The organism is Colwellia sp. SU-HH01172, assembly GCF_057553355.1.
In genome coordinates, this window is the sequence record NZ_BAAJMB010000001.1 from 1,066,204 (window position 1) to 1,079,734 (window position 13,531).

Genomic DNA, 13,531 nt, shown 5'->3' on the forward strand with positions numbered 1-13,531 from the left:
AGCGTGCTACTTAATTGCTAGTTGCGTTTGCATCCGAATCTTCAGGAAACCACTGCTTTAAAAGGGCACGAGCATCTTGTAATTGATTCTTCCAAGTATCATGACCAATAACAATAGGCTTAAGTAAAATCACCAATTCTTTCTTTTGTACTGATTCACTTTTGCTTTTAAACAATTCGCCCAAAAATGGTACGTCGCCAAGAAACGGCGTTTTTGATTCCAAATCGACCTTACGGGTTTCAATTAAGCCACCAATAACCACAATTTCACCTGACTTTGCCCGAATGATGGTATCAGACTCTCGAACACTACTTTGAGCTAACGGCAAGATAATGTCTTCATCGCTTAAGCGAATAGTTTTAGTCTGCTCATCAGTAATTGTCACAGACGGATGAACATGTAAAATCACTTCACCGTTCGCATCAATTTGTGGCGTTACATCCAGAGCGATACCGGAGAAAAATGGCGTTAAATCAACTTCAGGTGTTGTTGTCGTTGACGTGCCTGTGGTGGTGGTACTAGAAACGTCGGTAACAAAATATTCATCGTCGCCAACTTTAATGATGGCTTTTTGATTATTAGTCGCGGTAATTCGAGGACTAGAAAGCACTTGCACATTGCCTTGTGTTGACAATAATTCGATAACACCACTAAAGTCTTTGTTAAGAAAACTTAAGCTAGTTGTGCCACCAATTACTGACGATATCGCGTTGCCGGCAATGCTACCTGAGGTTGAAAAACCGATATCTGTACTTTCAATATGACCTAGCACTTGGTCCCACTTTACCCCTTGCTGATAATCATCATTTAGCGTCACTTCCATAATTTTCGCTTCAATGATCACCTGACGACGCAAATGCTCTTGGGTTTTAGTGACAAAGCTCTTCACCGCATTAATTTCAGAGGGTAGCGCGCGAATAGTCACTAAGCCAGCTTGAGGCGAGACAATAACCGAACGGCCACCTTCACTACCAACTAAAGCCGTTAATGTTTCTTTCAATTCGGTCCAAAAATCAGATTCATTCTCGGTATAAATATTAATACCGCTGCCGCCATTTTGATTATTGTTACCGTTATTATTACTGTTGTTATTATTATTGTTGTTTCGGTTGTTGTTATTGCTGTTACTACTATTTGAATTGTTAGGATCGTTTTCCGAAACACCACCTGAATTTATGCTAGTGCTAGAAACACCGCTACGTTTAACATATAAATAATCTAATGGGATAGTTTCTGTACGGATGCCGGCAGGATAAACCTGAATCACGCGTCCTTGGCGACGAATATCATAACCGTATAATGATTCAATAACCTCTAACGCTTCATCGAGAGTCACATCTTTTAAATTTAAGGTAATTGCGCCTGACACATCTGGGTGTACGGCGATACTGTATTGAGAGTCTTCAACAATAGCGGCAAAAAACTGTTCGGCTGCAACGCCACTGGCTGCTATTTGTAAACGTTTTTCAGCCAATAAACCGCTACGGGCTTGTCGAATCTCGTTTTGCATCAACTCTTGTCGAACAGAGTTAGGTAAACTTTGCAAAGGTTTTGGTGCTGGTTGGCTCGCTTCAGCAATAGCATTGTCCAACGCTTGGGTTACATCAGTTGGCGGTTTAGGGGTTGATTGACAACCCACCAAAGCTAATACTGCAGAACAACAGAATAACTGAACTTGGTGCTTTTTATTTTTCATTATTTTTTTCATTGTTAATTCGCTATAACACCGGAAAATAAAGACAATTCCAATTTACCTTGTGATGAATGCAACACCACCCCTTTTGAGTTAATGGCAACTAACTCAAAACCTTTGTAACTATCACCAACATTTAATACCTGACCATTAATAACCGCTTTTTTCCTCTCACTACTTTGAATGATTGACTGTAAAACTAACGGCGATTTTTTTTCACCGCTATGATTAACGGATGCCACGGCACCAAACGGTCGCGTAGGATCAACTTGCTGAGCACTTACGTAGAGTGGCAACATTAAGATCAGCAAAACTAGTGAAATTTTAGACACCAATAAACTCCTGTGCGGTACTTAAACTGTATATCTCAACTTCTAGTTCACTTACTGGGTATTCTTTTAATTGATAGTCAAATTCTTGCCAGAAAAACTTCCAAGATAAGCCTTCTAACTGCGTCAAATATTCTCTCAGCTGAAAGTATTGCCCCTGCAATTTTATTTTGATGCCATGGCGATACAAACGTAATTGGCTCGCCTCGGCCGGTTTAGCATTAGCCACTGCGACCTGGCTCTCAACTTTATTGTTCTCTGCATCACTGCTAGCAACTTTTTCTTTCGTTACCGCTTGTGCGGGAAGCACTTCAAATGAGAGCAGCTTTACGCCTTTTTGTAGTTTTAATAGCTTAATAAGGGCATAACGCATTTGAATAGGGTCAATCAAATCTGATGTTAAGCGCAATAGCTGCTGATCAATTTCACCTAACTTTGCTTGATATTGTGTTAATTCTCGTTTTAACGCCAAATTAGGGTCTTCACGCATAGCTTGTTCTAGCAGCTGTATTGACGTGCTATTATTTTTATTACTTAGCTGAGTTTGCGATATTTGCTGATTTAATTTAGCTATCCGTTGTAACGGCGCATCTAAAAACAGGCTATATAAAATAAAAACAATCGCAATTAAACCTGTCGTAATAATCAAATACTGCTCTCGTTTAGAGGTTTGACTAAACTTTTCGCTATATATCTGCCATTGCGTCATCCTGCTATTCCCCCTTAACTTCAGCAGAGCTAACAACAAACTCCGTTATATGCTGCTCATTTTCAGACAAAGAGAAGTTGATAAACCGCTTACCAGATAAAAATGTTGATGATTCAAAACCCGACAACCAGTTGGGCACCGCATCAGGTGTTCGCGCTAAACCAGCAAATGTCATATTGCCGTTGCCAATATTAACCCGTTGCAAGCTTATATTTTTATTGTGTAATTCAGCTAATTCAGCCATGGCCGTAGAAAACCCAGCGCTATAGGTTTGTGTCGGATCTGTCAGCTGCTGATGCAAGTGCTGTTTATTTTCAATAACGAGTTTAATGGTATTTAATTGTGCCAATAATTGTGCATCTTTTCGATTATTAGCCACTTGCAATTCAAGATTTTGTAGCTGCATTTTTTGACTGCTATTAATCGAATTTAATGATTGAAACTCTGCATTTAAGTTGCTCACCTGTAGCTGAACAATAAATATTGCCAGTAACATCAGCGCCAATATCGCTAACCATAAGCTCGCGACACGGTTTAAGCTCCAGAAAACTTTCGCTGGAAGTAAGTCGGCTTGCAATAAGTTGATGGAATATTTAGCCATTATTTTCAGGCTCCATAAAATTTAACTGCGTTGCTGCTATCGCAACAGCTTTCTTGCGCTCATTTTCAAGCTTCGCCGGCATGGTAAACAACTTAACTTCTACATTAGTATTTTCAGCTAACTTTCGTGCAAGAAATGCTTCAGAATTTATTGGCACTAATATTTCTATAGTTTTTATCGGTGCTTGCTTTAATTGTCGTTCGAAGTAATCGGTGGAACGTTGAATTTCTAAGCTTAAAGAATCTATCACCCCCATCGCCAATTCATCTTCATTTTTATTGGCTATTTGCGCGAAGCCACGTAAACGACGACTAAAAAACAGTTGACCATTTTTAATAATTAACAGGTTTATTTCTTCATTTGGTTGCTGACAAACAAACAATACCGCGTCTTGTTGAATGGGCAGTAAACTAGCAAAGGCAAACTCTTCGGTGGTGATACTGGCCACGACTAAATCGTCTGTGGTTAACGTTGTCACGAGCTCGACTAAGTCATTTTTCGCCGCACAAATAACATTAATTTTCTCTACGCCACCAGCTAGCATTGGGCCATCAAAATAATCGAGTACCATATTTTCTGGCGCTAAGTTAACTAGGTCTTTAATTTGCCATTTTAATGCTGCACTAATTTCCGACTCTGGAACATTAGGTCTATCGACTTGGACAATTTGTGAATGTGTATTCGACAAAACCAGATGACACTGTCCCTTCAATGAGAAATCATTGACTAAATCTGCTAGAGTTTTCGTTAGAGACTGGGCCTTAACCTCAACAGCATCACACTGATTTTCCGTTGCTTTTTTGGCAAATAATGCGATTGAATGCTGTCGTAAAGCAATACCAATGAAATCAGATGATTTTGGCTTAGAGAAAATACTTTTGATACGTGTAATAATTGACATTAAGCGATATTATTATTTTATATACGTGCCAGATAAAACCATTATCGCTGATTCTAATGTCGACGCAAGTGTTTTAATTACTTCATTTTATTTAGCTTATTCTGAGATGCCATATTTATGTCTGCGTTATCAAAACTACAACCAATTTATCACCCAATCTTTGCAAAAAATAAGCTTCAGGTCTCCGTTAAACGTGATGATAAAATAGACAATATTATTTCTGGCAATAAGTGGCGTAAACTCAAATATAATTTACGTCAGGTTAAAAGTTCTAATGCCAAGGGCGTAATAACCTTTGGTGGCTGCTTTTCTAACCATATTCACGCGACAGCATTTGCTTGTTATCAGCAGAAAATTCCTGTGATTGGCATCATTCGCGGTGAAGCAAGCAGCCAAAATAACTACACCTTAGCCTGGGCTAAGTACTGGGGTATGCAGCTGATTTTTGTTGACCGTAAAACCTATCGACTGCGTGACGATAGAGATTATTTACAACAATTGCAGCAACAATATCCTGATTACACTATCGTGCCTGAAGGTGGCAGTAATACCCTGGCACTAACAGGTGTTGCTGAAATCATTGAAGAACTAGACCAACAAGCAGAATTTGATACGATTATGACTCCGGTCGGCAGTGGTGGCACACTTGCTGGACTCATTCTCGGCGATCAAGAGCAACACAAATTACTCGGCGTTTCAGTGCTAAAGCAACAAGACTATCTAGAAAAGCAAGTAAAAAACTTACTGCCAGCAAGGGCAAAGTCATATAACAACTGGGCCATTTTTCATCAATATCACTGTGGCGGCTACGCTAAATTTAGTCGACAAGACGCAGAGAAAATACGCGAGTTCAACCAAATTTCAGCTGTCGATTTTGAACCTGTGTATTCTGGGAAAATGATTTTGGCCTTATTAGATCTTATCGAGTCAGGTTATTTTCCAGCAAAACATCATATCGTGTTATTACATACCGGAGGCTTACAAGGCCTAGCTGGCATGTACGAAAGAGGAATACTTAATGCAGATGAATGGCCTTCGCTACCTGTGCCACCGGTTCGGTAAAGAAGTGACCTTGCCCGCCCTTAACACCAAGTTGTAATAACGTACGCCATTCTGCCTGCTGCTCTACTCCCAAAGCATAAATAGGGATGTTTTGAGGCGCTGCCAACGCTTTTAAACTTTGAATAAAAACTTGGTTTTCCACTTTTTTATCAATATCCAACACAATACTGCGATGCAGTTTCATGGCATATATTGGATAAATATTTAGATAGCGAGCACTAACAACGTACTGACCTACTTTGTCGGCAACAATTTTCACACCATCAGCACTTAAACGTTGAAGGATCGGTTGTAATTCGCCGACATGATTAACCAGTTGATATTCACTAATTTCAATGATTAGTCGATCTTTCACCTCAGGAAAGCGCGCCAGCGTTGAGACAAAATTAGCGCAAAAATCACTCGACAATAATGAATCTATGGAAATATTGATACTACAATCATCATTTTGCCCTTTTTCGTACGCTAAAACCCGGCAAACTTGCTCTAAAATTAGCAAATCGATTTTTACCGTCAGTCCACATTTACCTGCCATAGGTAAAAAAACTCGCGCGCTAATTAGGCTACCATCTTTATCCCTGACTTTTGATAGCACTTCATGGTGCAACACCTTGGCATTATCACAAGCAATAACCGGCTGAAAGAAGATAACAAAAGCATTACTCGCAATAGCGGCATTTAAAAAAGTTCGCCACTTTAACGAGCCTTTAGCTTTTACCTGTTCTAACTCACCAACTTCAAACATAAACCATTGGGATGGCCCTTGTAACTGCGCCGTACGTAGCGCCATGTCGGCTTCTGACATAATTTGATACGGTGCTTGGTCATGGCCAAAATAACTAATGCCAATATGGATAAATTCTTCACGATTAATTCCAACCGGCGGTGCCACTGACTGCAGATTTTTTAACAGTCGCTCGGTTAATTTCGTCACTTCCTGGAGAAATACACCAGGCAATAGCACCGAAAGTTCAAAATCACTGCGACGGGCAAGAAAGTAATTTGTTTGGCTTTGTAAGCGTTGTTTCGTCACTTGAATAAGTGTTGATAATAATGATATTGCCTGCTGATGCCCGTACAGGCTTTGCACAAGCTCAAGCTCTTTAAATTGAATTAACAGCACCGCACCTTGAACATCTTCTTCCTTTAAAAAAGCCTGGAGGCGGTTATCAAAAAAAGCACGATTACCAATACGTGTTTCTTGATCGAGTAAAACACTGGCTCGAATGTCCTGATCCGATGAAATATCACTAGCGACACTCTCATTTAATTGCCGTTGCAACTGCTTAATAACCGAAATTATTTCAGAGTGTTCTTCAGCTGACTTGGGCTGTTGTATCGCGCTTGCGTATCCTTGAATAATCGCCAAATTTGCCCAGTTCTCAAGGGTATCAACTACAGACAACTGCTTTTGCTGGATGCGGGATAATTTCTTTTTTGTCACTATGAATGCGATCAGCAAGAGTAAACTGGCACCGAGATAAAGCGGCGAGCTGAAAAGTAGAACAATAGGGTGTTGAAAACTCAAATACCAGCGGCTATTGGTGAGCACTAATTGTCGACGAGAAGGATTTCTTTTCAGTGCTAATTGAATATTTTTGCCAGCTAAAAATAACGACTTAGTTGCGAAAGACGACAATTGTTCTTCTGTTAGTAACTTAGCCTCTACTTGCTGATGAATGCTATTTTGATATTGATAAATAGCAAGGACAACAGCAATGCTAGCTAATAGCTGAAAGCCGACAAACAGCTTGATAAGGCTATGGTGTGTTATTTTTTTTATCTCATTAACTACGGATGACATTAAGACTCCGTTGCTGAATTTTCACCAATTAAACCCTATAAACATTATCTATTTTCATCAAGTGTAGTTGATAAATAGCATGCCTAAGACTTTTATCGTCAAATATTTACAAAGCTCGCAAGACAACATCTCATTTCACAGCAATGTATTAAAGTATTAGTACCATGAAGCCAGAATGAGGAACATTAAGCATCATACATTCACGCCATAACGGACTTTGCAGGTATAAAAAAACCCTGAACTCTTTGCAGAGTTCAGGGTTTTCATTATTCTTTTGCTAGTCGCGATTAAGCTTCTGCAATAACAACAACTTTAATTGTTGCATCTACATCGTTATGCACGTGAATTACGATATCGAATTCACCTGTTTCACGGATGCTACCTAAAGGTAAACGTACTTCAGCTTTAACAACTTCAACGCCAGCTTCAGTGATTGCATCAGCAATATCACGAGTACCGATTGAACCGAATAACTTACCTTCGTCACCCGCTTTAGAAGCGATAGTAACTTCAGCTAATTCAGTTAGCTTAGCAGCACGTGCTTCAGCAGCAGCTAAAGTTTCAGCTAATTTTTTCTCTAATTCAGCGCGACGAGCTTCAAAGTGCTCAACGTTTGCTTTAGAGGCAAATACAGCTTTACCTTTTGGTAATAAAAAGTTACGAGCGTAACCAGATTTAACTGTTACCTTGTCACCAAGGCCGCCTAATTTGGCGATTTTATCAAGAAGAATTACTTCCATTTTCAAAACCCCTTATTAGGTTACTTATGTAAATCAGTATATGGTAATAATGCTAAGTAACGAGCACGCTTGATCGCACGACCAAGTTGACGTTGGTATTTAGCACTTGTACCAGTAATACGGCTAGGAACAATTTTACCACTTTCAGTGATATAGTTTTTTAGTACAGCTGTATCTTTATAATCGATTGCAGCAGCACCTTCCGCTGAAAAGCGGCAGAACTTACGACGTCTAAAAAAACGAGACATGGATTTCTCCTAAATTGGCTAATTTTATTTTAACTGAAAAATGTCGGTTAAATAAAATGGCCTAAATTAAATCATTTCAATGTGTTGGGCATGTAACACTAAAAGCGGATTACCGTTTCTAGATTCATGACGATTAATAAAACCAGTCACTTTAACATTACAGCCTTCAATTAAATCACGAGTTAAGTTTGGCGACACATTACCCGTTGCAACAACTTGTATTCGAACAAACGCTTGTCTGTTCATGCCAGCTTCGTTTTGTATAGACTTATGATCTATCGAAAACTGACAATGCTGAATACCCGCTGGGCTGGTTGACGTTTTTGGCGGCTTTGCCACCTGGCCGGTCAACACTAGGCAATTCTCTTGACTATTATTCATAGGCAAAGAGTTGGTCACTGGTTACTTATTCTTCGCTCGCAGCTTCTTCAGCTTTTGGCGCTTCAGCAGCTGGTGCTTCAGTAACCTCTTTCTTCACTTCGCGACGCTCTTCACGACGGTCTTCTTTAGCAGCAGCCATAGCTGAAGCTTCAGTAACCGCGCCTTTAGTGCGCATGATCATGTTACGAATAACTACATCGTTATAACGGAAAGAAGTTTCTAATTCATCAATAACTGACTGTGGCGCTTCAATGTTCATAAGAACATAATGTGCTTTATGTAGTTTATTGATTGGGTAAGCTAATTGACGACGGCCCCAGTCTTCAAGACGGTGGATGTTGCCTTCAGCATTAGTGATGATATCACTGTAACGCTGAATCATAGCTGGTACTTGTTCACTCTGATCAGGGTGAACCATAAATACGATTTCGTAATGACGCATTACGAGCTCCTTACGGTTGTAGCCTCATTATCTGGCTCAGCCAACACCAGTTGAGGCAAGGAACAAAAAGTTCAGGCTGAATTAAGGTCGCGTATTGTAGATAAATCAAGCTGCGATAGCAAGACATTAATAAAAGCGCCTATTTTTGAGGATAAAACGGATAGCGTTATATACGTGGCGTTACTGAGTGCTTAGCATTTTATTGTCGAATAAAGAAAAATAGATATTATTTAATCCTTGATGCTGACTCGCGGTGAACTTTAATTGCATACCACCAAGTTCGCCTTCAAATTCAGCTAATTCTTTTAGCAAGCAAGCACGTGTCAGCGCTGACTTACATAATTTAGCCACCTCGACAAACAGCTTTGCATTTAAATAGCCCTCGAAAACAACATGTTCTGGCATAACATCTTTATAGGGTTGAATATCGTTTAAGAATTCTTGGCAAACAGCTAATCGACAATTAGTCGGATCAGGTAAAACCTCTGTGACTAAAATTCTTGCTGGTACCTTGATACCAGCAAAAAGATCATCACTGGAAATAAAGGAAACTGTAGTAAAAAACGGGCTAAAGTTTTGCTGATATGCTTGATTAATCAGTTCAATAAAAGGCTTATAAGTACCAACAAATGCAATTGCATCGACGCCATTTTCAACCATTACTGTTAATGCTAACTCGATATCTTGGGTATTTCGTCGAAAGCGAGTGGTCACAACGGGCTTAAGTTGGTACTTTTTCATTGCCAACAAATAGTCTTTTTCAACGGCTGCACCAAATTTATCAGCTTGTACCAGCAAAGCGATATTTTTGGCTTTGACTTTGGTGACTAAATACTCAATTTGCGCTGCTGCCTCTTGATTATAACTGGCTCTAAGATTAAAAACGTATGGATTAACAGGAGTACGCAAAAATTCAGCGCCGGTAAACGGCATCAAAAAGGGTATCTTATGCTCGGCGATTATCGGTAATATTGCGTGGGCATTTGGTGTGCCAGCATAGTTGAATAGTGCAAGGGGCCGTTCTGACGCTAACGCCTTATAGGTATTCTCTACCGTCCTGAAGGGCTCATAACCATCGTCGAAAGTACTCAACTTAATCTGGCGTCCTAAAATTCCTCCTTGATGATTAATTTTATTAAAATAAACCTCAGCCCCTTGAGTTAACTTAATACCTAATTCCGCAGCGGGGCCGGTTAGTGCATTGGAGCTAACCAAAATAATAGCCTGCTCATCAGCGTGCGCTAAAACGATTGGTGATATAAATAACATGATAAATATGCGGTTTAACAACAATTTAACTACCAACATATTATGCACCTTATTAAATATGCTTAGTTTCGAGGACACTTTCGTTCACAAGAAAAAGGCACAGGACTAATTAACTAATCATAAATTCTTATCGAAATTATAGCACTTTACTGGTAATGCAAACAAAGCTGAACTTTGCATAAAATTGTACAAATAGATATTTTTACATTAGCGGTCAATATCATTTTTTTGCGACTAAGCAACTTAACTCAATCAGCTATTGCGTTAATAACTTAAGCGCGGTCACTAAACAAACTTACTTAGAAAGCCCATTATATAACCATTTTGATAAAACCCATGCTGCACAATCTTTACAGCGAATGTAATGATAAAATCAAATAAAAACAATGAACTAGCAAGATCACTGTTCGTTACATGAAAAGAAGAATTGTGCGAAAATGTTACATATGTAACATTTTCATTGCTTTTAACTCTGAGACGTTCTAGCTTAATAACAAGGAGCTGTTGAGATTGAAAAGGTGACAACCGAGAATAATCACATGCACTTTTTACGTCTTGTAATCAGAGAGATGAACCTGAAGTAATAAGTAAAATTGCAGAGCAACAGAGCCTAAAAGGAATTTAAATTTAATTACGTAGGAGATAACGTATGCCGTCAAGGACGCTTTCATTAAGGAATAAACTCTTAGTTCTACTTTCAGCCGTAATATTGGGATTACTATTATTACTCTTCACCACCAATTACTTTTCCTATCAAATAAAACAACTTCAACAAGCAAAATCCACCATCCAGCAAATCGGCATCACTGCATTACAATTAAGAAGAAACGAAAAAGATTTCCTGATAAGAAAGCTACCAAAATATTTTGATAAACATACCGCTAACTTTACGCAACTAACGCAAGAATTAGCTGCACTATCAGCGTTAAACGAAAATATTGGCGGTGATATTCCCGTTGCAGAGTTAACTGCAGATTTTACTAAATATAGAAATCATTTTAGTGAATTAGTACAAGCAATGCAGTTAAAAGGTCTCGATAAAAATTCTGGCCGCTATGGTGAACTAAGAACAGCTACCCATAAACTAGAAGAAATTTACAATTCAATTAATGAGCCTAACAGACAAGTCACCCTATTAACGATAAGAAGGCATGAAAAAGACTATATGCTGCGTGGTGACACTCAGTACCTAGATAAATTAACCGATGCTGTTGCTAAGTTAAAATTCGACTCTCAGCATATCGCCGATACTCAACAATTTATTGCCGACTATGAACAAGCGATGACAGCATTTAGTAATATTGAACGAATGATAGGCTTAACCCAAGATGCTGGCATACGTGGAAAAATGCGTTTAGCAACCCATGACGCAGAAACCCTGCTTGCAGAAGCAATTGAAAATACAAATACCTTTGTTGAACAGCAAGAAAATAATGCATTTTGGACCTCACTCATACTGTTTATTATCATCTCTTCAGTACTATCAATATTTATTATCAAGCTGATAAAAATCATCATTTCACCGATAAAAAGTGCAATCTCCAATATAGAAAGCATTATTGTAGAAAGAGATTTTTCAAAGCAGGTACTAAAAGAAACTGATGATGAATTTGGTGAAGTAATCGATGCCATTAATAACTTTATTAAGTTCACCAATAAAATTAACTCTGCCGTTGAAGACTTAAGAAATGTCAGCGCCACAGTTGAGCACAATGCCCAGTCAACACAAACCAGCTTAAATCAGCAAGCGATGAAAAATGAGCAAGTGTCTGCTGCAACAGTACAATTGGACTCTTCCGTATCGGAAATAGTCGATAGTACAGGACGCACGGCATCGACAACGGATTTAATAGCACAACAAGCAGAAAAAGGTAAAAACCAACTCAGCGAGTTAAACTTGTTTTTAAACAAAAATACCAATGAACTGATCAGTTCGACACAAGACATTAGCCAACTTGAAGTAAAATGCCAATCCATTAATGGCTTTATCGATGAAATAAAAGGTATTGCTGAGCAAACTAATTTATTAGCATTAAATGCCGCAATAGAAGCCGCACGTGCCGGTGAACAAGGGCGAGGCTTCTCTGTTGTTGCCGATGAAGTCAGAACACTGGCCAATAGAACGCAAACCTCAACAGAGCAAATAACCCAGATCATTACAGAGCTGCAATCGATGACCATCAGTGCTGTAGAAAAAGTAAATCACTGTCGAGACGGCAGTATTCATAACGTCCAACAAGTGGAAAAATCAGCGCAAACACTCAGTGACATTATTTCAGAGGTCCACTCTATTCAGGATATGACCGCAAACATTGCCAATGCTATTAAAGAGCAAAGTACCGCAATTCATGAAATAGCCGAGAATATTACTGAAATGAAAGATGACAACGATAATATGCTAAATCAAGCACAACAAAGCTTAAAAACCTGCACTCTTGCTAACGAAAAAACCCAGAGCTTATTAACTTATAAATTAACAGCTAATTAATTTCAGGCTTGCATATTTTTTAAATATAGAAAGGCTAATTAACAGTCAATAAAGTAGACTGTTAATTAGCTGGTTAGATCAGTTTATCTAGCAGGAACTGGCCAGTTAGTTCGTCAAGCGTTGACGGACAATTTCGAATAAACAAATACCGGTTGCCACCGAAACGTTCAAACTCGAAACATTACCCGCCATTGGCAGCTTAACTAATTGATCACAGTTTTCTCGAGTTAAACGGCGCATACCTTTACCTTCAGCCCCCATCACTAATGCCATTGGACCCGATAATTTCTCGTCGTATAAGCAATGGTCGGTTTCGCCTGCAGTGCCAATGATCCAAACTCCCATTTGCTGCAATGTTTTCATCGTTCTGGCCAAGTTCGTCACTTGCACTAATGGCACACTTTCCGCAGCACCTACAGCCACTTTACGAACGGTGGCGGTAACTCTAGCGGCATTGTCTTTTGGAACAATAATCGCTTGCACGCCGGCCGCATCAGCATTACGTAAACATGCGCCTAAATTATGAGGATCCGTAACACCGTCTAAAATCAACAAAAATGGGGCTTGCTGCTTACGTTCTGCTGCGCTAAGAATGTCATCTAAATCAGCTTCAGTAAAAGTTTTACCTGGCTTTACACGGGCAACAACACCTTGATGCTGTTCGCCGTCACTTTTATCATCGAGCACTTTGCGGTTGGCCATTTGTGCTGGAATACCATATTTTTTTGCTAAATTGATGATCGGCATTAAACGGTCATCTTCACGACCTTTCAGTAACCATAATTCAATAAATCGTTCTGGTGCACTTTCAATCAATGCTTGTACGGCATGAATACCAAATGCCAATTCTTCTTGCTTCGCCAT

The 13,531-nt window shown here is 39.2% G+C and carries 14 protein-coding genes; 2 read left to right on the plus strand and 12 right to left on the minus strand.

The window, feature by feature from the left end; all coding sequences use genetic code 11:
• Nucleotides 1-10 precede the first annotated feature (10 nt).
• The 5 genes from mshL to AC27JP_RS04700 are packed head-to-tail and all read right to left on the minus strand — an operon-like array spanning nucleotide 11 to nucleotide 4,233.
• Entirely contained in the window at nucleotides 11-1,696 is a 1,686-nt protein-coding gene (mshL, locus tag AC27JP_RS04680) for a pilus (MSHA type) biogenesis protein MshL (protein ID WP_487112535.1), read from the minus strand.
• Nucleotides 1,697-1,710: 14 nt separating this feature from the next.
• A complete protein-coding gene (locus AC27JP_RS04685) occupies nucleotides 1,711-2,025 on the minus strand; it encodes a hypothetical protein (RefSeq protein ID WP_487112536.1) in 315 nt (104 codons plus the stop codon).
• Nucleotides 2,018-2,731 carry a hypothetical protein gene (locus AC27JP_RS04690; RefSeq protein ID WP_487112538.1) on the minus strand — a complete coding sequence of 238 codons (714 nt, stop codon included), beginning with the start codon at nucleotides 2,729-2,731 and terminating at the stop codon, nucleotides 2,018-2,020. Before AC27JP_RS04690 ends, AC27JP_RS04685 begins: the two co-directional genes overlap by 8 nt.
• Nucleotides 2,732-2,735: 4 nt before the next feature.
• A complete protein-coding gene (locus AC27JP_RS04695) occupies nucleotides 2,736-3,332 on the minus strand; it encodes a PilN domain-containing protein (RefSeq protein ID WP_487112540.1) in 597 nt (198 codons plus the stop codon).
• On the minus strand, nucleotides 3,325-4,233 hold the full coding sequence (locus AC27JP_RS04700; RefSeq protein WP_487112542.1) for a hypothetical protein: 909 nt from the start codon (nucleotides 4,231-4,233) through the stop codon (nucleotides 3,325-3,327). Before AC27JP_RS04700 ends, AC27JP_RS04695 begins: the two co-directional genes overlap by 8 nt.
• A 117-nt stretch (nucleotides 4,234-4,350) precedes the next feature.
• Between AC27JP_RS04700 and AC27JP_RS04705 the strand changes: the two genes are divergently transcribed.
• Nucleotides 4,351-5,295 (plus strand): 1-aminocyclopropane-1-carboxylate deaminase/D-cysteine desulfhydrase, encoded by a 945-nt coding sequence (locus tag AC27JP_RS04705; protein WP_487112544.1) that lies wholly within the window; start codon nucleotides 4,351-4,353, stop codon nucleotides 5,293-5,295.
• On the opposite strand, the gene AC27JP_RS04710 is transcribed toward AC27JP_RS04705, so the two are convergent.
• The 6 genes from AC27JP_RS04710 to AC27JP_RS04735 form a co-directional block, all read right to left on the minus strand.
• Nucleotides 5,249-7,099 carry an EAL domain-containing protein gene (locus AC27JP_RS04710; RefSeq protein ID WP_487112546.1) on the minus strand — a complete coding sequence of 617 codons (1,851 nt, stop codon included), beginning with the start codon at nucleotides 7,097-7,099 and terminating at the stop codon, nucleotides 5,249-5,251. The genes AC27JP_RS04705 and AC27JP_RS04710 overlap by 47 nt on opposite strands.
• A gap of 287 nt (nucleotides 7,100-7,386) precedes the next feature.
• The gene (rplI, locus tag AC27JP_RS04715) at nucleotides 7,387-7,839 is read right to left on the minus strand and encodes a 50S ribosomal protein L9 (RefSeq protein ID WP_487112548.1); all 453 of its coding nucleotides are present in this window, start codon (nucleotides 7,837-7,839) and stop codon (nucleotides 7,387-7,389) included.
• 20 nt (nucleotides 7,840-7,859) lie between these two features.
• The gene (gene rpsR, locus AC27JP_RS04720; RefSeq protein ID WP_077283912.1) at nucleotides 7,860-8,087 is read right to left on the minus strand and encodes a 30S ribosomal protein S18; all 228 of its coding nucleotides are present in this window, start codon (nucleotides 8,085-8,087) and stop codon (nucleotides 7,860-7,862) included.
• A gap of 66 nt (nucleotides 8,088-8,153) precedes the next feature.
• Entirely contained in the window at nucleotides 8,154-8,468 is a 315-nt protein-coding gene (gene priB, locus AC27JP_RS04725; RefSeq protein WP_487113459.1) for a primosomal replication protein N, read from the minus strand.
• Between the two features lie 25 nt (nucleotides 8,469-8,493).
• Complete coding sequence (gene rpsF, locus AC27JP_RS04730) at nucleotides 8,494-8,910, minus strand: 30S ribosomal protein S6 (protein ID WP_487078709.1); 417 nt, start codon at nucleotides 8,908-8,910, stop codon at nucleotides 8,494-8,496.
• 180 nt (nucleotides 8,911-9,090) lie between these two features.
• Nucleotides 9,091-10,218 (minus strand): ABC transporter substrate-binding protein, encoded by a 1,128-nt coding sequence (locus AC27JP_RS04735; protein WP_487112550.1) that lies wholly within the window; start codon nucleotides 10,216-10,218, stop codon nucleotides 9,091-9,093.
• Nucleotides 10,219-10,828: 610 nt separating this feature from the next.
• Here AC27JP_RS04735 and AC27JP_RS04740 point away from each other — a divergent pair.
• Nucleotides 10,829-12,667: a methyl-accepting chemotaxis protein gene (locus AC27JP_RS04740; protein WP_487112552.1), complete on the plus strand. Its 1,839-nt coding sequence runs from the start codon at nucleotides 10,829-10,831 to the stop codon at nucleotides 12,665-12,667.
• A gap of 105 nt (nucleotides 12,668-12,772) precedes the next feature.
• On the opposite strand, the gene rlmB is transcribed toward AC27JP_RS04740, so the two are convergent.
• A complete protein-coding gene (rlmB, locus tag AC27JP_RS04745) occupies nucleotides 12,773-13,531 on the minus strand; it encodes a 23S rRNA (guanosine(2251)-2'-O)-methyltransferase RlmB (protein ID WP_487112553.1) in 759 nt (252 codons plus the stop codon).